General features: G+C 68.5%; 17 protein-coding genes, 2 tRNA genes, 1 other RNA gene and 1 pseudogene. 14 read left to right on the top strand and 7 right to left on the bottom strand.

The genetic code is table 11. The features are described 5' to 3' along the window. Positions 1-110: 110 nt before the first annotated feature. The 5 genes from HD557_RS24785 to HD557_RS24765 all read left to right on the top strand — a co-directional run bounded on the left by HD557_RS24785 (position 111) and on the right by HD557_RS24765 (position 4,853). Positions 111-440 (top strand): WXG100 family type VII secretion target, encoded by a 330-nt coding sequence (locus tag HD557_RS24785; RefSeq protein WP_008356211.1) that lies wholly within the window; start codon positions 111-113, stop codon positions 438-440. Positions 441-470: 30 nt separating this feature from the next. Further along, entirely contained in the window at positions 471-764 is a 294-nt protein-coding gene (locus HD557_RS24780; protein WP_008356212.1) for a WXG100 family type VII secretion target, read from the top strand. Between the two features lie 182 nt (positions 765-946). Beyond that, positions 947-2,317, top strand: coding sequence for a type VII secretion integral membrane protein EccD (eccD, locus tag HD557_RS24775; RefSeq protein WP_196875827.1), 1,371 nt, complete (start codon positions 947-949; stop codon positions 2,315-2,317). Then, on the top strand, positions 2,317-3,723 hold the full coding sequence (locus HD557_RS24770; protein ID WP_196875826.1) for a type VII secretion protein EccB: 1,407 nt from the start codon (positions 2,317-2,319) through the stop codon (positions 3,721-3,723). The genes eccD and HD557_RS24770 overlap by 1 nt, the downstream gene beginning before the upstream one ends. Beyond that, the gene (locus tag HD557_RS24765; protein ID WP_196875825.1) at positions 3,708-4,853 is read left to right on the top strand and encodes a S8/S53 family peptidase; all 1,146 of its coding nucleotides are present in this window, start codon (positions 3,708-3,710) and stop codon (positions 4,851-4,853) included. Before HD557_RS24770 ends, HD557_RS24765 begins: the two co-directional genes overlap by 16 nt. A gap of 119 nt (positions 4,854-4,972) precedes the next feature. On the opposite strand, the gene HD557_RS24760 is transcribed toward HD557_RS24765, so the two are convergent. After that, a tRNA-Ser gene (locus HD557_RS24760) sits at positions 4,973-5,061 on the bottom strand. 100 nt (positions 5,062-5,161) lie between these two features. On the opposite strand from HD557_RS24760, the gene ffs reads away from it, so the two are divergent. After that, positions 5,162-5,252: signal recognition particle sRNA small type (ffs, locus tag HD557_RS24755), an RNA gene on the top strand. Positions 5,253-5,266: 14 nt separating this feature from the next. Here the strand turns inward: ffs and HD557_RS24750 are convergent. Continuing rightward, positions 5,267-5,872 (bottom strand): DUF4328 domain-containing protein, encoded by a 606-nt coding sequence (locus HD557_RS24750; RefSeq protein WP_196875824.1) that lies wholly within the window; start codon positions 5,870-5,872, stop codon positions 5,267-5,269. 172 nt (positions 5,873-6,044) lie between these two features. Between HD557_RS24750 and HD557_RS24745 the strand changes: the two genes are divergently transcribed. From HD557_RS24745 to HD557_RS24720, 7 genes and pseudogenes are all read left to right on the top strand, one after another. Then, the gene (locus HD557_RS24745) at positions 6,045-8,156 is read left to right on the top strand and encodes a DNA polymerase III subunit gamma and tau (protein WP_196875823.1); all 2,112 of its coding nucleotides are present in this window, start codon (positions 6,045-6,047) and stop codon (positions 8,154-8,156) included. Positions 8,157-8,166: 10 nt separating this feature from the next. Beyond that, positions 8,167-8,559 (top strand): YbaB/EbfC family nucleoid-associated protein, encoded by a 393-nt coding sequence (locus HD557_RS24740; protein ID WP_196875822.1) that lies wholly within the window; start codon positions 8,167-8,169, stop codon positions 8,557-8,559. Positions 8,560-8,576: 17 nt separating this feature from the next. Beyond that, positions 8,577-9,173: a recombination mediator RecR gene (gene recR / locus HD557_RS24735; RefSeq protein WP_008356228.1), complete on the top strand. Its 597-nt coding sequence runs from the start codon at positions 8,577-8,579 to the stop codon at positions 9,171-9,173. 86 nt (positions 9,174-9,259) lie between these two features. Continuing rightward, positions 9,260-9,847 (top strand): DUF5063 domain-containing protein, encoded by a 588-nt coding sequence (locus HD557_RS24730; protein ID WP_008356230.1) that lies wholly within the window; start codon positions 9,260-9,262, stop codon positions 9,845-9,847. Between the two features lie 11 nt (positions 9,848-9,858). Next, positions 9,859-11,163, top strand: a pseudogene (locus tag HD557_RS24725) (aspartate kinase); the annotation flags it as partial. Beyond that, positions 11,140-11,697 (top strand): ACT domain-containing protein, encoded by a 558-nt coding sequence (locus HD557_RS28440; RefSeq protein WP_307785746.1) that lies wholly within the window; start codon positions 11,140-11,142, stop codon positions 11,695-11,697. The pseudogene HD557_RS24725 and the gene HD557_RS28440, both read left to right, overlap by 24 nt. Beyond that, complete coding sequence (locus HD557_RS24720) at positions 11,694-12,737, top strand: aspartate-semialdehyde dehydrogenase (RefSeq protein WP_231380443.1); 1,044 nt, start codon at positions 11,694-11,696, stop codon at positions 12,735-12,737. The genes HD557_RS28440 and HD557_RS24720 overlap by 4 nt, the downstream gene beginning before the upstream one ends. 99 nt (positions 12,738-12,836) lie before the next feature. Here the strand turns inward: HD557_RS24720 and HD557_RS24715 are convergent, their stop codons facing one another. The 4 genes from HD557_RS24715 to HD557_RS24700 form a co-directional block, all read right to left on the bottom strand. Continuing rightward, positions 12,837-13,550 carry an iron-sulfur cluster-binding protein gene (locus HD557_RS24715; RefSeq protein ID WP_008356236.1) on the bottom strand — a complete coding sequence of 238 codons (714 nt, stop codon included), beginning with the start codon at positions 13,548-13,550 and terminating at the stop codon, positions 12,837-12,839. A 37-nt stretch (positions 13,551-13,587) separates the two neighbouring features. Further along, on the bottom strand, positions 13,588-14,046 hold the full coding sequence (locus tag HD557_RS24710) for a nitroreductase/quinone reductase family protein (RefSeq protein WP_196875820.1): 459 nt from the start codon (positions 14,044-14,046) through the stop codon (positions 13,588-13,590). A 71-nt stretch (positions 14,047-14,117) separates the two neighbouring features. Continuing rightward, a tRNA-Pro gene (locus tag HD557_RS24705) sits at positions 14,118-14,191 on the bottom strand. Positions 14,192-14,263: 72 nt separating this feature from the next. Then, positions 14,264-15,184, bottom strand: a complete 921-nt coding sequence (locus tag HD557_RS24700) for a metallophosphoesterase (RefSeq protein ID WP_196875819.1) — start codon at positions 15,182-15,184, stop codon at positions 14,264-14,266. 26 nt (positions 15,185-15,210) lie between these two features. Between HD557_RS24700 and HD557_RS24695 the strand changes: the two genes are divergently transcribed. Continuing rightward, a complete protein-coding gene (locus tag HD557_RS24695) occupies positions 15,211-15,669 on the top strand; it encodes a GatB/YqeY domain-containing protein (RefSeq protein ID WP_040754915.1) in 459 nt (152 codons plus the stop codon). 69 nt (positions 15,670-15,738) lie between these two features. Here the strand turns inward: HD557_RS24695 and HD557_RS24690 are convergent, their stop codons facing one another. Next, positions 15,739-18,174: a transglycosylase domain-containing protein gene (locus HD557_RS24690; RefSeq protein WP_008356246.1), complete on the bottom strand. Its 2,436-nt coding sequence runs from the start codon at positions 18,172-18,174 to the stop codon at positions 15,739-15,741. Between the last annotated feature and the right edge of the window lie 104 nt (positions 18,175-18,278).

Genomic DNA, 18,278 nt, shown 5'->3' with positions numbered 1-18,278 from the left:
GGGGACGGGGTAAGAACACATTGTCCGGACCTCGGGGGAGCCCATCGGGAGCCGGGCTCCGACAGGTATCAAACCTAGGAAACCGGTTCCGCCGGTGGAAGGACAGCACCATGAGCAGTGAGATCAAGCAAGGGCAGGCGATCGAGTCCGCCGTCAAGTTCATCGAGGAGACGAAGGCCAAGCTGGAGAACATCAACTCCCGCACGGTCTCCGAGGCTCAGTCTGCTGGGTCCTCCGGGTGGAAGGGTGCTGGTGGCAACGCGTTCCAGCAGCTCATGAACACCTACAACGAGAAGGCTCGCGAGATCACCACGGCGCTCGACCAGCTCACCGCGGGGCTCACCAAGGCCCGCCAGCTGGGGTCCGACGCCGACCAGGATGTCGCGGGGCAGACCAGCGCCATCAGCAGCCAGGTCGAGGGCACCAAGTACTCGTTCTGACCCGACGCAACAGACTGAAAGGGAACTGTCATGGGCGAAGAGATTGTCGTTAACCACGGAGCCATGGGCTCGATCGTGGACGTGCTGCTCAAGGGCGTGAAGGAGATGGACGGCGCCCTCGACGAGCTCGAGAGGTACATCCTGAACCTCCAGGAGAACTTCACCGGTGAGGCGGCCAACGCCTACAACCAGGCGCAGGCCAAGTGGAACGGGACCATCCGTGAGCTGAGTGCCACGCTTGACCGCAGCAGCAAGTTCGTCAACGAGTCGCAGGCGCGGATGCACGAGGCTGACATGCGCGGTGCCGGCGGCTTCGGCGGCTGAGTTCTTCAGCACACAAGCAACACGAGGGGACCGGTGCGGGGCACCGGTCCCCTCGTCACTGGTTTTATGGCAAAGTCAGCGCTGAAGCTCGTCGGCTGAGCCACGAGCAGACATTCGGCGCAACTCCCGGGACATTCGGTCGGTTCGTCTCGGGCACAGGCACGACGCGAGGAGTTCGTGAAATGACGCAGGCGCAGGTGGCGCCCACTGGGCTGGTCCGGGTGACGGTCGCCTCCGGCACCCGTCGGATGGATCTGGTCCTGCCGGGTTCGGTGCCGGTGGCGGAGCTCGTGCCGGAGCTCGCGCGAAGCGTCGGGCTGCTCGACCCGCAGACGGCCTACGCCGGCTACCGCGTCGTGCTCGCCGACGGACGCAAGCTCGCCGGCGACCTGGGCCTGATCCCGCAGGGCGTCGAGGACGGTGGCGTGCTCACCGTGAGCGCCGGGATCGACGACAAGCCGCCGCGGGTCTACGACGACGTGGTCGAGGCGATGACCGACGTCGTCGAGAGCGAGATGGCTCCCTGGGAGCCCGAAGCCGGACGTCGTACGTCACTGCTGGCCGCCGCACTGCTCCTGCTCCTCGGCGCCGGTGCGCTGTGGACCCAGGCGCCGTCGATGCTCGCCGGCGTCGCAGCCGCGGTGATCGGTATCGTCCTCGCCGGAGGCGCGATCGTGCTCTCCAGGCTCGAGGCGGAGAACGACGCCGCGATCGCCGCGGTCTGGATCGGTGAGGTCTACGGCGCGGTCGCCGGCTTCCTGATCGGCGCGGCCGCCCTCGGCCTGGACGGCGGCGTGGGGATGCCGCTGGCGTTCGCCGGTGCGGGCGCGATGCTCCTCTCCGCCATCGGTTTCCTCGGCCTGGGCGAGGCCCGGATGCTGGCGATGCCGGGTGCGCTCGTCGGCGGAGTGTTCCTCGTGGCCGGCCTGCTGCTGAGCGCGACCGGCTGGAAGGCCGGCGTCGTGCTCGGCATCGTGCTGGTCGTGGTCGTGCTTGCCGGCAGCTTCTTCCCGTGGCTCGCGCTGAGCACGACCAAGACCGACGTCCCGCAGCTCTACTCCGACGAGGACATCAACCTCGACCCGGACGAGATCCGGAAGGACCAGGTCCGGGTCGACGCCAAGGTCGCTCACGAGATTCTGGTCGCGATCTCGCTCTCCGTCGGCGTCCTGGTCGTGCTGACCGCGCCGTTCGTGGTGCGTCTCGGGCTGTTCGGCACGCTGCTGGCCGTCGCCGCGTGTGTCGTGCTGATGCTGCGTACCCGGCAGTACCGGACGGGGTCCGAGGTGCTCGTCGGGCTGGTCTCCGGCATCGCCGGCCTGCTCGCGATCGGTGCCGCCCTGCTGGTCTACCACGAGTCCTGGCGGCCGACGACCGCCGTCGTGCTGGCGGCCGCAGGTGGCGTCCTCCTGGTGCTGACGCTCGTCCCCGACGTCGGGTCGATCCGGCGCGGTCGGCTCGCCGACGTCGCCGAGACGATCTGCCTGCTCGCGATGCTGCCGCTGATGGTGCTCGCCTCGGGCCTCTTCGGCGCCGCGGTGGCTGGTTTCTGATGGCCAGCAAGAAGGACCTCGTAGAGGCGCATGCCTTCAGCCGCCGCCGGCTCGTCTCCGCGTTCCTCTCCGGTGCCCCCGGCGGGCGTGAGGTGGAGCCGGCCCGGCCGGGCCGCTCGGTCTTCGGTGGCGTCGTGCTCGCGGTGCTGCTCATCGCCGGCGGTGCTGTCGCCCACTTCCTCGCTCCCCGGCCCGCGACGGGCTGGGCAGACCAGCCCGGCCTGATCGTGACCAAGGGCGGGGCGCGGTACGTCGTCACCGGCCCCGACAACGCCAAGGAGCTGTACCCGGTCGCCAACCTGGCCAGCGCTCAGCTCATCCTCGGTCTCGACCTGGAGAAGAAGTCCAAGGTCATCGACCAGGAGGAGATCGACAAGGAGTTCCCGAAGCAGACGATCGGCCTCTCCGGCCCCAAGGTGCCGGAGGAGCTGCCGCTGAAGTCCGACTTCATCAACACCGGCTGGACCGCATGCACGGCCGACGGGGCGGGGACGTACCTGAACATCTCCGAGAAGCCGGACGTGAAGGCGGCCGCCAACACCGGCTTCATGGTGCAGACCGAAGCGGGCACCTATCTCATCGCGGAGAGCGAGAACCTGGACGGCTACACGCAGGCCTACAGCTACAAGGTCGAAGGTGACGCGGAAACGTACGCCGACCGCGTCTTCGACGACCCGGTCTCGACTCCCACGGTGCCTCAATCCTGGGTCAACCTCTTCCCCACGGGCGGGGCGCTGACCGGCGCGTCCTTCGGCAGCGCTTTCACCAAGGCGGGTCAAACGGTCGAGGGTGAGGAGTACCCGATCGGTACGAGGGGCCACTACCTGGCCAAGGACTATCTCATGACGGAGACCGGTTGGGTGCGGCTCGAGGACTTCGCCGGCGAGGTCTACGACGTCGCCTTTGGTGGCAAGGCCAACCTGCAGTCCTTGGACTCGCAGCCGAACATCGATGGCGAGCGTCTGGAGGAGTCCACCTTCTGGCCGAGGTCGACGCTCGAGCCCGGCACCGGAGGCGTGTGCGCCAAGCTCGAGACCGAGGACAAGACGACGGTTCGTCTGGGTGTCGAGCCGGGGAGCCGAGCGTGGCCGGACGAGCCGCCGGCGGCCGACAACCTCACCACAGCCAAGGTCGACGCCGGCCGAGGAGCCTTCGTGTACGCCGCCAATGACGAGGACGTCCAGAAGCAGAGTGCCACGCCTTATCTGATCGACGCTCGAGGCACCGTCAACACGCTGGACGGTCCGCTCACGGTCGCGCGGCTCGGCCTGACGACCGACTCGGGCCCGATTGTTCCCGGAACCTGGCTGGGGCTGCTCCCCGGCGGTGCTGCCCTGTCGACCGAGCTGGCGCTGTGCCCGCCCAACACGGATGAGGTGCAGGAGAGCAAGTGCGTGGCCCAGTGACACTGGTCCGTGGCGGTATCACGCTCGCCGCCGTCGTCGGCGGGCTGGCCCTGCTCGGCAGCCCGAGCCCCGCGTACGCAGCGGAGGAGCGGCCGTTTTGCTCGGCCTACGCCACGAACACCGGTGGTGGCACACCCCAGAAGCCAGAGACGCGGACGGCGCCGGTGCCGGAGAAGGCGGCTCCGTTCGCGATCATGCGGATCGCCCAGGCGCAGCAGGTGAGCAAGCAGGGCCAGGGGATCCGTGTCGCGGTGGTCGACTCCGGCTACAGCCGCAGCGCGCAGGACTATCGCGGCACCGTCGCAGCAGGTCTGATCTCCCAGATCGCGCCGAAGGCGAAGCTCAGCGACCACCCGGTCCTCAAGGTCGGCCAGGAGAAGTCGACGATCGACGCCAAGCAGATGGTCGCTCAGCTCAACTCCTTGGCCAAGGGCAACGCCAAGGGTCTGATCGTCGACATCGGTCTGCCTGCGACGCAGGGGGCGTCGGGTCTCCAGACGGCGGTCGACACGCTCATCAAGAAGGGGGCCATCGTGGTGATGGCCGCGGACTGGTCCGGCATCGCCACCGATACGGACCGGGACGTCGGCCCCAAGGTCTTTCCGAACGCCAACGACTCGGTGGTGACGGTCAGCGCCTCCGGCACCTGGGCCTCGGATCCCACCGATTCCACGGTGCTGCCCAACTCCAACACGGACGTCGCCGCTCCGACTTACGGGGCGCCGTCTAAGACCCTCTTCGGCCACCCGTGCTGGGTCGACACGATCTCCACCTCCTTCGCCTCCGCCGAGGTCTCGGCGGTCCTTGCGCTGATCTGGTCGACCAACCCAGGCTGGAGCTCCAGCCAGGTCATCGACCGCCTCTACAGCACCACCTCGGGCCGTGAGGGCCAGGGCGGCAGATACTGGGGCGCCGGAGTCGTGAACGCCTACGACGCGCTCATGAGGCCGGCCGTCAAGGAAGCCGCCGAGCCCCCGGAGGTCGAGCAGGCCCCGATGGCCCGCGAGAAGGTCGACCCGCTGGCCTCTGTCCGTGACAACGCGGTCTGGTGGGGCATCGGCGGTGGCGGCGCGCTCGGGCTCGGGCTGGTCCTGCGGCCGCTGTTCTCACGTCGCAAGGGCTCGATGTAGCTCGTCAGGATGCCGAGGCGTACGCCGTCTTGGACCGAACCGCTGCAAAATGAAGAACACCGATCCGGAGCTTGCGCTGTCCGGATCGGCGTTCTTGCAGGTCAACCGGGGTTTCCTGCTGGCGGATCTGGGGGGATTCGAACCCCCGAGGGCTATTAACCCAACACGGATTCCAGCCGTGCGCCATAGGCCACTAGGCGACAGATCCGTGAGGGATCCTACGCGGATCCGCGAGCCTGGGGGAAATCGGCGCAGGGCCAGCGGGCCGCCTTTGGGATCGGCGCGGCGACTCGTCTAGACTCATCGGCAACCCCCCATGTGGCGACATCTTGTCGAACCTCCCCAGGGCCGGAAGGCAGCAAGGATAAGCGAGCTCTGTTGGGTACGTGGGGGGCCTTTTCTATTTCCTGACGTCACCCGCGAGCGGCGTCCTGGTCGCGGGTGATCCCGCGGACGATCGAGATCCACGTGACACACGCGACCACCATCGCGACGACGGAGACCGCGTCGCGGCTGGTGACCAGCAGCCCGCCGTCGTCTCTCATCGGGATCTGCGGCGCCCAGTTGGCGATCAACCAGGCTGCCCACCAGAGGGCCGGACTCGGACGGGTCTCGCCCTTCGCGGTCGCGCGGCGTACGTCGTCGACGATCTGGAAGGGAAACCAGAGCGACACGATCGGAACCCACCACCCGAGCCACGTCCATGATCGGCTGCGCCGCATGGGGAACGTCGGATCGACCAGCTTCGCGAAGTCGTAGCTTCGCAGGAGCCACAGGGTGCCCACCAGGTAGACGGCGATGACGGTCCCGATTGCAGCCAACGAGATCAGCGTGAGTACGTCCCAAGCCCACCGCGCAGGGGAAGGAACCGAGTGGATCGCGTAGGTGACCAGCTGAAACACCGTGAGGGCGACGGCCAGGACGATCACGACCTTCGCCAGACCACGCGGGACAGCCGGCAGGTGCTGGGGAACGGGCTGGTGCGGCAACATCGACAGCGTGTCGTCGTGATGGTCCATCGATCGTCCTTCCGGAAATGTCCGACGCCCACAAGCGCCCTGGGCGAATGCTGGTCCGCCGGTGGAGGGCTGCGCAGGAGAATGGGTCAGAACGACCCACTTTGCGGGTTCGTCCACGACCGGGCCGCCCGGCGGCTACCGACTGTCGGTGGGTGTCGTTAGGGTTCATGGGGTGGACGCACCGCTAGCTCTCTACCGCCGCTACCGGCCGGAGACGTTTGCCGAGGTCATCGGTCAAGATCACGTCACCGGCCCGCTGCGCAATGCGCTGGCGGGCAACCGGGTCAACCATGCGTACCTCTTCTCCGGCCCACGCGGCTGCGGAAAGACGACCTCGGCGCGGATCCTGGCGCGTGCGCTGAACTGCGAGAAGGCGCCGATCGCGGACCCGTGCGGGGAGTGCGACTCGTGCCGCGACCTGGCGCGCGGCGGTCCGGGCAGCATCGACGTGATCGAGATCGACGCGGCGTCCCACGGCGGTGTCGACGATGCCCGTGACCTGCGGGAGAAGGCGTTCTTCGCGCCGGTGAAGAGCCGCTACAAGGTCTACATCATCGATGAGGCCCACATGGTCTCGACGCAGGGCTTCAACGCGTTGCTCAAGCTCGTCGAGGAGCCGCCGGAGCACCTGCGGTTCATCTTCGCGACGACGGAGCCGGAGAAGGTCATCCCGACGATCCGGTCGCGCACCCACCACTATCCGTTCCGTCTCTTCCCGCCGAAGCTGGTCTCCGACTACATCGCGACGCTGTGCGAGAAGGAGGGCATCAACGTCGAGCCGGCCGCGCTGCCGCTGGTCGCCCGCGCAGGTGCCGGGTCGATGCGCGACAGCCTCTCGGTGATGGACCAGCTGCTCGGTGGCGCCGGCCCTGAGGGCGTGACCTACGAGCTGGCCGCCGGGCTACTCGGCTACACCCCGGACGCGCTGCTCGACGAGGTCGTCGATGCCTTCGCGGCTCACGACGGTGCCGCGGTCTTCGGGGTGATCGACAAGATCATCGAGACCGGCCAGGACCCGCGGCGGTTCACCGAGGACCTGCTCCGGAGGCTGCGTGACCTGGTGATCGTCAAGGCGGTCCCGGATGCGCCCGCGACCGGCCTCATCGACGTCTCCGAGGACGGTGGCGAGCGGCTGGTCGCCCAGGCCGGTCGCTTCGGACCCCACGACCTCTCCCGGGCGGCCGACGCGGTCGCGACCGGTCTGACCGAGATGCGCGGCGCCACGGCTCCCCGACTTCTGCTCGAGCTGATCTGTGCCCGGGTCCTGCTGCCCGCGGCCGATGGTGCCGACGGCCTCGCCGCGCGCCTGGACCGTCTCGAGCGGAGGATCGAGATCAGCGGTACGCCGACGGTGACCGCTGCTCCGGTGGCTCCCGCCCCGGCCCAGGACCGGCCGGTGCTCAAGCCGTCCGTCGGTGCGCCGGGACACGAGACGGTCGCGCCGCCGCCCGAGCCCGTCCAGACGTACGCCCCGAAGCCCGAGCCCGCCCCCGACCCGACGCCCGAGCCCGCGCGCGAGCCCGCCCCGGCCGCCGAGATGCCTCCGCAGCAGCAGGCTCCGACGGCACCGCCCGCACCGGAGCCGCCGAGCCAGCCCCAGGCGCCGGCACAGCCGGGTGGCATGGGAAACGTGGACATCCGCCGCCTGTGGGACGACGTGATCGCCCAGACCAAGGGCCTGCGCCGGGCGACCTGGTCCCTGGTGGGTCAGAACGCGCAGGTGATCGACTTCCGCGACGGCGTGCTCACCCTCGGGTTCGCCTCGCCGGGGCTGCGTGACCGGTTCGCGACCGGCGGGCACGAGCCGATCCTCGGGCAGGCGCTGGTCAACGTGATCGGCATCCAGCCGAAGATCGAGGCGATCGTCGCCGGCGGTGGCCAGAGCGCCCCGCAGCGGCAGGCCCCGCCGCAGCCTCAGCCGAGCCAGCCGCAGGAGCCCACCCAGCCGCAGCAGCCGCCGGAGGCGTCCTGGAACGAGCAGGCCCCGCCGCCCGACTGGGCCGCCGAGCCGCCCCCGCCCGACCAGCCGCCCGCTCCGCCGGAGCCGCCTGCGACACAGCCGGCCGATCCCGGAGCGATCGCGCTGGCGCGCGAGGCGATCCGGCCGACGCGCGCGGCCGACTACGAGCCCCCGGTCGACGACACCGCGGCCCGTCTGGCCGAGGCTGACGCCGCGGTGAACCCCGACGACCAGGCCTACGACGGTCCGGCCGCGATGGGTGCCGAGGCGCTGCTCGCTCAGGAGCTGGGTGCAACCATGATCGAAGAGATTCCACACAACTAGGACGGCACAGATGACGAACCCACTCGAAGGCCTCGGCGGCGAGGGCGGCTTCGACCTCAACGCGATCATGCAGCAGGCGCAGGCGCTGCAGAGCCAGATCGTCGACGCCCAGGAGAAGCTCGCCGAGACGATCGTCGACGGCACCGTCGCCGGCGGTGCGGTGACCGTCAAGCTCACCGGCACCGGCGAGCTGGTCGGCGTGGAGATCAAGCAGGGCGAGTTCGACGGCAGCAGCCCCGACGACCTCGAGGACCTCGGTGCCGTGATCGTCGCCGCCTACCGCGAGGCGAAGGGCAAGGCAGACGCCCTCGCCGGCGAGGCGATGGGCCCGCTCGCGGGCGGCCTCGGCGGCGGTATGGGTGCCCCCGGCGGCAACGAGCCGCCGTTCAAGCTCGGCTTCTAGAAGGACAGGCAACAGCGTTGTACGAGGGTGTGGTCCAAGACCTCATCGACGAGCTGGGACGGCTCCCGGGCGTAGGCCCGAAGAGTGCCCAGCGGATCGCTTTCCATCTGCTCCAGGCTGATCCCGCCGACGTACATCGGCTGGCCTCGATCCTCAACGAGGTCAAGGCGAAGGTGAAGTTCTGCTCGGTCTGCTTCAACGTCTCCGAGGAGGAGACGTGCCGGATCTGTCGCGATCCGCGTCGCGAGCAGTCGGTGCTGTGCGTGGTCGAGGAATACAAGGACGTCGTCGCGATCGAGCGCACCCGTGAGTTCCGCGGGCGCTACCACGTGCTCGGTGGGGCGATCAGCCCGATCGACGGGATCGGTCCCGACCAGCTCCGGATCCGTGAGCTCGTCCAGCGGCTCAACGACCCCGGGATCACCGAGGTGATCCTCGCCACGGACCCCAACCTCGAGGGCGAGGCGACGGCGACCTACCTGACCCGTCAGCTGAGCCCGCTCGGGCTGAAGGTCACCCGTCTGGCCAGCGGTCTTCCGGTGGGCGGCGACCTGGAGTACGCCGACGAGGTCACTCTCGGGCGCGCGTTCGCCGGTCGCCGCGCGGCTGAGTAGTCCCTAAGAGCAGACTCTTTACCCTCGTCAGGCCGCGGCTTCGGCGGTAGCCTGACGATTCAAGGGACCTCGGGAAGGGGGCCGTCATGACGAACGACTTGACCGGCAAGGACTTCGCCACCAGCATCGCCGACTCGGTGGAGAGCTTTCTGCTCTCGGTGCGCGCGATCGCTGCAGACGGCGACGGCGGCAGCGCTGTCCCGATGCTGCTGCTGGAAGTGAGCCAGATCCTGCTGGCGGGCGCACGACTGGGCGCCCAGCAGGACTTCGAGCCACGGGAGGAGTTCCAGCCCGACGTCGGCATGGAGGCCGACGTCGACGAGCTCCGGATGGGGCTGGCCGAGATGTTCGGCGACATCGACACCTACAGCTTCGTCTTCGATCCTTACAGCCCGGACGTGGTCGACAGCCAGATCTCCGACGACGTCGCCAGCCTGGTGACCGACCTGGAGTACGGCCTGCGGCACTACCGTCTCGGCGACGTGGACGAGGCGCTGTGGTGGTGGCAGTTCAGCTACGTCAACAACTGGGGCAACCTGGCCGGCGCGGTGCTCAACGCGTTGCTCACGGTGGTCGCTCACGACCGCCTCGACTCCGAGCCGTTCACCGGTGAGGACGAGGACCTGGCGGCCGCTGATGAGATGCTGGAGAAGACGGCCGCGACGGCCACGTAGACTTCTGCGACGTGGGAATCGTCGTTCAGAAGTACGGTGGCAGCTCGGTTGCGGATGCCGCAGGCATCAAGCGTGTAGCTCAGCGAGTGGTCGCGACCAAAGAGCAGGGCCACGACGTGGTCGTGGCCGTGTCCGCCATGGGCGACACCACTGACGAGCTGATCGACCTGGCCAACAAGGTCTCGCCCGACGCCACCGCCCACGCGCGTGAGTTCGACATGCTGCTCACCTCCGGGGAGCGGCAGTCGATGGCACTGCTCGCGATGGCGATCAACGACGTCGCGAACGAACGCGGGCTGGCGTACGAGGCTCGGTCGTTCACCGGGTCGCAGGCCGGTCTGATCACCGACGCGCAGCACGGTCGCGCCAAGATCCTCAGCATCACCCCGGAGCGGATCCAGGCGGCGATCGCCGACGGTGCGATCGCGATCGTGGCCGGCTTCCAGGGCGTCTCCAAGGACACCAAGGACATCACCACGCTGGGCCGTGGCGGCACCGACACCACCGCGGTCGCACTGGCGGTGGCGCTGAACGCCGACGTCTGCGAGATCTACACCGACGTCGACGGCGTCTTCACCGCCGACCCGCGGATCGTCCCGACCGCCCGCAAGCTCAGCGAGGTCGCCTTCGAGGAGATGCTCGAGCTGGCCGCCTCCGGTGCCAAGGTGCTCCACCTGCGCTCGGTGGAGTTCGCCCGGCGCCACAGCCTCCCGATCCACGTACGCTCCTCCTTCTCCACCCTCAACGGCACCGTCGTGAAGGGCAGCATCGACGCGGTCTCGCCGCGCGCCGACCACCAGCCGAGCGCGGACGCCGGCATGGAGGCGCCGATCGTCGCGGCCATCGCCTACGACCGCAGCCAGGCGAAGATCACCGTCGTCAACGCCCCCGACCAGGTGGGCGCCGCCGCAAAGGTCTTCGAGATCATCGCCGGGGTCGGCATCAACGTCGACATGGTGGTCCAGGACTCGTCGTCGGCGGCCGCCGAGCGCACCGACATCACCTTCACGCTGCCCCGTGACGACGCCGAGCGGGCCGGGAAGGCGCTGGAGCTGGCGCGTGACGAGCTCGGCTTCGAGCGGGTGAGCACCGAGCCGCGGATGGGCAAGGTCTCCCTGATCGGCGCCGGGCTGCGTACGCAGCCGAAGAAGATCGCCGACTTCTTCTCCGCCATCGCTCAGGCCGGGGTCAACATCCAGATGATCTCCACCTCGGAGGTCCGGGTCTCGGTCGTCGTCGGTGACGACGAGGTCGACCGCGCGGTCCAGGCCGCGGCGGAGCGGTTCAACGACGTGGAGGTCGAGAAGGTCTCCTACGGCGCCGACGCCAATGGCGACACCCCCGAGATCGTCGGCGTCGCCCACGACCGTGGCGAAGCCAAGATCACCGTCGCCGGCGTCACCGACGAGCCCGGCGAGGCGGCCCGCATCTTCGACACCCTCGCCGACAACGGCATCAACATCGACATGATCGTGCAGAACGTGTCGGCCGAGGAGACGCGGCGTACGGACATCTCGTTCACGCTGCCGCGCGCGGACGTGAAGAAGGCGCGTGCCGCGCTCGGCGACATCCAGGCCGAGGTCGGCTTCGCCGACCCGGTCACCGACGAGCAGATCGGCAAGCTCTCGATCGTGGGTGCCGGGATGCGTACGCATCCGGGGATCACCGCGAAGTTCTTCGCCGCGCTCGCCGCCGAGGGAGTCCTGATCAGGATGGTCTCGACCTCGGAGATCCGCGTCTCGGTGCTCGTCAGCGCCGACGACCTCGACCGCGCAGTGCGCGCCACACACAGAGCATTCGGCCTCGACAGCGACGGAGAGGCCATCGTCTACGGAGGGACCGGCCGATGAGCATCAACCTGGGAATCGTGGGAGCCACCGGGCAGGTGGGCGTCGCCGTACGCCAGATCCTGCTCGAGCGGAACTTCCCGCTCGGCGAGGTCCGTTTCTTCGCCTCCGCGCGTTCGGCGGGCAAGACCATCGAGTTCGGTGAGCGTTCGATCGTCGTCGAGGACGCCGCCACCGCCGACCCGTCGGGGCTCGACATCGCGATCTTCTCGGCCGGCGGCGCCACCTCGAAGGCGCTGGCCCCGAAGTTCGCCGAAGCCGGCGTGATCGTCATCGACAACTCCTCGGCCTGGCGCAAGGACCCGGAGATCCCGCTGGTCGTCTCCGAGGTCAACCCGTCCGCGATGGCCGGGGTGATCGAGGCTCGTCGGGGCATCATCGCCAACCCGAACTGCACCACGATGGCCGCGATGCCGGTGCTCAAGGCGCTCCACGACGAGGCCGGCCTCGAGCGCCTCGTCGTCTCCACCTACCAGGCGGTCTCCGGCTCCGGCGTCGCCGGTGTCGAGGAGCTCGTCCGCGGCATCGCTGCGGCGGGCGACAAGGCGAGCGAGCTGGCCTACGACGGCTCCGCGATCGCCTTCCCCGAGCCGGACAAGTACGTCGAGACGATCGCCTACAACGTCCTTCCCTACGCCGGGTCGCTGGTCGAGGACGGCCTCAACGAGACCGACGAGGAGCAGAAGCTCCGCAACGAGTCCCGCAAGATCCTCTCCCTGCCCGACCTGCGGGTCTCCGGCATCTGCGTCCGCGTCCCGGTCGTCACGGGCCACTCGCTCGCGGTCAACGCCGAGTTCTCCTCGCCGCTGACCCCCGAGCGTGCCACCGAGATCCTCGCGAACGCCCCGGGCGTCGAGCTCCGCGACGTACCCACGCCTCTCTACGCCGCCGGCAAGGACCCGTCCTACGTCGGCCGGATCCGCCAGGACGAGGGTGTCCCGGACAACCGCGGCCTCGCGCTGTTCATCTCCAACGACAACCTCCGCAAGGGCGCCGCGCTCAACACGGTCCAGCTCGCCGAGCTGGTCGCCGCCGCCCTCTGACGAGACGTCACCCACGTCGGCCGAGGTGGCACCACGGTGCCACCTCGGCCGACGGCGTTGACGCTTCGGCCGACGTAGGTGACGCCTCGGCCTGGGTGGTCAGTCGATGTAGTTGGTCGTCACCCAGTAGGCGAGGGCATACGCGGCGGCGGTGAGGATCACCACGATGATCACGCCCCAGGCGTGGTTGAAGACCTCGGTGAGGAACAGCATCGAGAGTACGGCGACAAGGGCCGAGCCGAGGAAGCTGATCGTGAAGGGGGAGCGGGCGCTGGCCAGGCGGAGGAGGTAGCCGCCGACGAGGACCGCGAGCACGAAGACGGCGATGAGGACGACCGCGCCGGTGTCGCCGAGCGACGAGGTGCCACGCGTCCACTGGCTCACCATGCCGCTGAACCAGACGGCCAGAGCCATGACCGCGCCGACGATGGCGCCGATCATGACCGCCGCGGACAAGCCCGACGGGGTGCCGAGGTTGATGCGCCGCTGGATCGCGTCCATCGGCTGCCTCGGGGCCTTCGGCTCTCGCGGAGCCTTGGGTGCCTTCGGCTCCTTCGCGGGCTTGGCCGGCTTCTCGGCCTTCTGCTTGGGCGCAGGCTTCGGCGCAGGCTTCTTCGCAGGTTTCGGTGCAGGCTTCGCCGCGGACTTCTCCGCAGGCGGCTCGGGAGCGACGACGGGTGGCGCCGTCTCCAGCACCTGAGTCTTCTCGGCGGGAGCCTTCTCCGGCTTGGTGCTTGTCGGCTTCGTGCCCCCGCGCTTCTTCTTGAAGCCGAACGACGGCGCGGCGAGCTTGTCGGCGGGGTCGTTGCTCATGAGGGGCAGTTTCGCATGCCGCGCGTCACATTTGAACTCAGGCGCGGGTCAGACGGATGACCGGGATCTCGCGATCGGTCTTCTTCTCGTAGCTCCCGAAGTTGGCAGCCGACGCGACGATCGTCGCCCAGGCCTGCGCCCGCTCCTCACCGTGGAGCTGCTCGGCGACCACCGGGATGGTCTCGCCGCCCAGCTCGATCGTGACGCGGTCGGGGTTGGCCGCGAGGTTGTAGTACCACGCTGGGTTCTTCGCCGCGCCGCCGGCGGAGGCGACGATCAGCCAGGAGCCGTCATCGCCGGGGAACCAGGCCAGCGGCGACGAACGGGGTTCGCCGCTCTTCTTGCCGATCGTCGTGAGCACGAGCAGGCGCATCCCGGCCGTCGTGGAGTCGCTCTTGCGGGCCCGGCGCATCATCAGCTTGTTGCCCAGCTTCAGGAGGGGGTTGGCGGTGGGCTGCCTGGCGCCGCGGGTGCCGTTGCGAGTGTCGAAGCTCATGGCGTCGACACTACCGGCGGGAAATGAACTCAGGCTCGGAGATCTTGCGATCTCCGAGCCTGAACTCGATGTCGGGTTGACAGGATTTGAACCTGCGGCCCCCTCGTCCCGAACGAGGTGCGCTACCAAGCTGCGCTACAACCCGAATGCTGCACCGATCAACGGTCCAACGAGAAATGAGCATAGCCCAGAGACTGCTCCGACTCGTAATCGAGCCCTACCGTCGAGACGCACCACGCGGAGTCAGCGTCAGCAGGGTGGCCTCGGGGCGGCAGGCGATGCGGATCCGGGTGTAGGGAGAGGTGCCGAGGCCGGCCGAGACGTGCAGCCAGGCCTGCCTTCCGGCATGGGTGTGGGTGTGCAGGCCGCGCGCCCGGGCGGGGTCGATGTCGCAGTTGGTGGCCAGCGCCCGCCCGCCGGGCAGGCAGACCTGACCACCGTGGGTGTGACCGGCCAGAATCGCGTCGTAGCCGTCGGCGGTGAACTGGTCCAGGACCCGCAGATAAGGCGCGTGCGCGACCCCGAGGCGTACGTCCGCAGCGGCGTCCGCCGGCCCGGCGACCGCGGGCAGGTTGTCGAGTCCCAGGTGTGGGTCGTCGACGCCGGCGAAGGCGAACTCGATGCCGTTGACCGTCAGCGACGAGCGCGTGTTGGTCAGATCGAGCCAGCCCGACTTGGTGAAGGACGCGGACAGGTCGCGCCAGGGCAGCTCCGGCACGTTCGTACGCCGCTTGCCGTTGTCCGGCAGCAGGTAGCCGAACGGGTTGCGCATCCGCGGCTCGTAGTAGTCGTTGGACCCGTGCACGAAGACCCCGGGCACGTCGAGCAGCGTGCCGAGGGCGTTGACGATCGCCGGCACCGCCCGCTGGTGGGCGAGGTTGTCGCCGGTGTCGACGACCAGGTCCGGCTTCAACGCGGCCAGCGAGGCGATCCAGTCGAGCTTCTTGTGCTGCGAGGGGACCACGTGCATGTCGGAGAGGTGCAGCACCCGCAGCGGGTCCGCGCCCTCCGGAAGCACGGGCAGCGTCACCTCGCGCAGCGTGTACTGACGGGCCTCCCACAGGGCGTACGTCGTCAGGGCCGCGCCGGTGGCGAGCCCGGTGGCGAGGGTTGCGCCGATTACTGAGGCGAGCCGCATGGCTCAACCCTGCCACAATGGGTCCCATGAGCTCTTTGAAGGACCGACTTCGCACCGACCTGACCTCCGCGATGAAGGCTCGGGACAAGGACCGTGCCGGCACGCTGCGGATGGTCATGGCCGCGATCAGCGAGGCCGAGGTCGCCGGTAAGGAGGCCAAGGAGCTCACCGACGACGAGATCATCACGATCCTCACCCGTGAGGCCAAGAAGCGCCGCGAGGCGGCCACCGCCTTCGCCGAGGGCGGCCGCACCGAGCAGGCCGAGAAGGAGACCGGGGAGGCGGCGGTGATCACGGAGTATCTGCCCGCTCAGCTGAGCGCCGAGGAGATTTCCGACCTGGTCAGCAAGGCCATCGCCCAGACCGGTGCCGCCGAGGAGGGGATGCGCGCGATGGGCAAGGTGATGGGCATCCTGACCCCGCAGACCAAGGGCAAGGCCGATGGCGGCGCCGTGGCCGCTGAGGTGCGCAAGCAGCTCGCCTGACGGCAGCACCGAACGAAGCGTGGCCCCCACCGGATCGGTGGGGGCCACGCTCGTCGTCAGGGCCAGGCGTCAGCCGGTCGGCCACTCCCAGCCGAAGTCGGGCTCGTTCGGATCGGCTCTCGGCTTCGGCTTGGCGTCGTCCTCCGGGGGCGTCGACTCCTCGGGCTGCTTTTTCTTCTTCTTCGGCTCGGGCTTCGGCTCCGGGCCCAGCGAGGTGTAGATCGTGATCGGCGACCCCTTGGCAGCGTCGCCCGACGGGGTGGTGAAGGCCACCAGGCCGCGGTCGTACTCCGAGTAAGCCTCCGGGCCCACCTGGACCTGGAAACCGGCGCCTCGCAGAACCTTCGTGGCCTTCTCGACGGTCATGCCACCGACCCACGGGACGTCGACCGTGTTACCCGCGATCACCTTCGGGTCGACTTCGTGGAAGTCCACCCACTTGAGGTACTTGTCGATGACCTTCATCGCGTCGCCCCACATCGGCGCCGCGACGGCTGAGCCGGAGGCCTCGCCGATGTAGGACCCGCCGACGTACTGGCCGTTGAGGGTCTTCCACGTGCCGTCGTAATTAGCGCCGGCGACCATCGCGGCGGTGGCCAGCTTCGGGGTGTAACCCATGAACCAGACGGCCATGTTGCTGTTGATGGTTCCGGTCTTGCCGGCGGCCGGCACCGAGAGTGCCTGGTTGCTTGCGAAGCCGCCTTCGATGAGACCGCGAAGGATGTCGTTGACAGCATCGGCGGTGCCCTGGGCCATGACCTGCTTGCAGGTTGGCTTGTAGGTCTTGATCACCTTGTCGTTGGCGTCGAGGATCTCGTTCACCGGGACCGAGTCGCAGTGCTTGCCGCGAGCGCCGAAGGTTGCGTACGCCTCTGCCATCTCGAGGGGGCTCACGCTCGTGACGCCGAGAGCGAAGGACGGCACTCGCTCACCGTTGGTGCAGCCGGTCTGGGCGGACTTGCAAGCCGCTCCGGTCTCCTTGTCGCGCCCGAAGGGGGCGTCGAGCTGAACGCCCATCTTCTGGGCCATCTTGTAGGGGGCACAGAATCCAGTGATCTGAGTGAGCTGGGCGTAGAAGGTGTTCACCGACTCACGAGTGCCGGTGTAGGCGTCCTTCATCCCTGAGGTCGTCGAGTTCCTGACGGGCCACGGGCCGTTGAACTTGCCGTCGCCAGGGCAAGGCGCGAACGACGACTGGTCGAGCGTCAGCTGTTCAGGGGAGTTGATCTTCTGCTTGAGCGGAAAGCCCTGCTCGATCGCGGCAGTCAGGACGAACGGTTTGAAGGTGGATCCGGCCTGGAATCCGGCCGAGTCACCGTACTGGGTCGGGACCATGTAGTTGAGGTACGACTGGCCCTTCTTCCGCTTGTCGCCCATCGGCCGCGATTGGGCGAGCCCTCGCACCCGGCCGGTGCCGGGCTCGACCATGGCAAGCGCGCCGATCGCGTCGTCCGTGGCGTTGACGTGGTCTTCGACCGAGGCCTGAGCCGCGTCCTGGAAACGCTGGTCCAACGTGGTCTTGATGGTCAGGCCGCTGGACCTGATCAGCGCCAGTCGGTCGGCCTCCGTCTCGCCGAAGGAGGGATCCTTGACCAGCCAGTTGAGAACGTAGTCGCAGAAGAACTCCGCGGACGAGCCGAGGCAGCCGTTGCGCTGCTTCTGCACGTTGAGGCCGAGGCCGGCGTCCTTCAGCTTCTCCGCCTCGGGACGGGAGACGACCTTGAGCGCGGCCATCCGGTCGATGACGACGTTGCGGCGGGCGATGGTGGCGTCGGGGTAGTTGGTCGGGTCGTAGCCGGTGGGGTTCTTCACCATCCCGGCCAGCATCGCCGACTGCTGCCAGTTGAGCTCGGAGGCGTTGACGTTGAAGTAGTGCTTCGCGGCCGCCTGGACGCCGTAGGCGCCGTCACCGAAGTAGGCCGCGTTGAGGTAGCGCTCCAGGATCCAGTCCTTCGAGTGCTGCTCCTCCAGCGCGATCGCGTAGCGCAGCTCGCGGATCTTGCGGGCGGTCGACTTCTCGATGGCCGCCTTGCGCTCGGCCTCGGTCTTCGCGGAGTAGACCAGCGTCGTCTTCACCAGCTGCTGGGTGATCGAGGAGCCACCCTGGACCGAGTCGCTGGCCTGGTTGGTGATCAGCGCGCGCAGCGTGCCCTTGAGGTCCATCGCGCCGTGTTGGTAGAAGCGGTAGTCCTCGATCGCCAGGAGCGCCTTCGTCATGTTGGACGAGATCTGGTCGAGCGGGCGGTAGACGCGGTTCTGGTCGTAGAGCGTCGTGATCAGGTTGCCCTTGCGGTCGACGATCTTGGTCGTCTGGGACATGTCGTCGACCTCGAAGGCCTTCGGCAGCGAGTCCATCTTCTCGGCCGTCTCCTTGGCCGCGATCCCGGCCACCCCGGCGAAGGGGATGGCCAGACCTGCGGCGACGACCCCGAGGACGGCTGCCACTCCACACATGACGGCGAGATGCTTGAGCACGGTCTGCGGGCGCAGCGACGGCGAGGACATGCTCGTCATCGTAGGTGATCGCGGCTAATAGCACATGATTCGCAACCGGGGCCGGACAGGGAGGCCACAAAGGGGTCCCGAGGCCCCTACTAGTCATTTCGGAC

It is taken from the genome of Nocardioides luteus (assembly GCF_015752315.1).
Lineage (GTDB): Bacteria > Actinomycetota > Actinomycetes > Propionibacteriales > Nocardioidaceae > Nocardioides.
The sequence above is the reverse complement of the archived record's forward strand: the minus strand, read 5'-3'. Positions and strand labels throughout refer to the sequence as shown.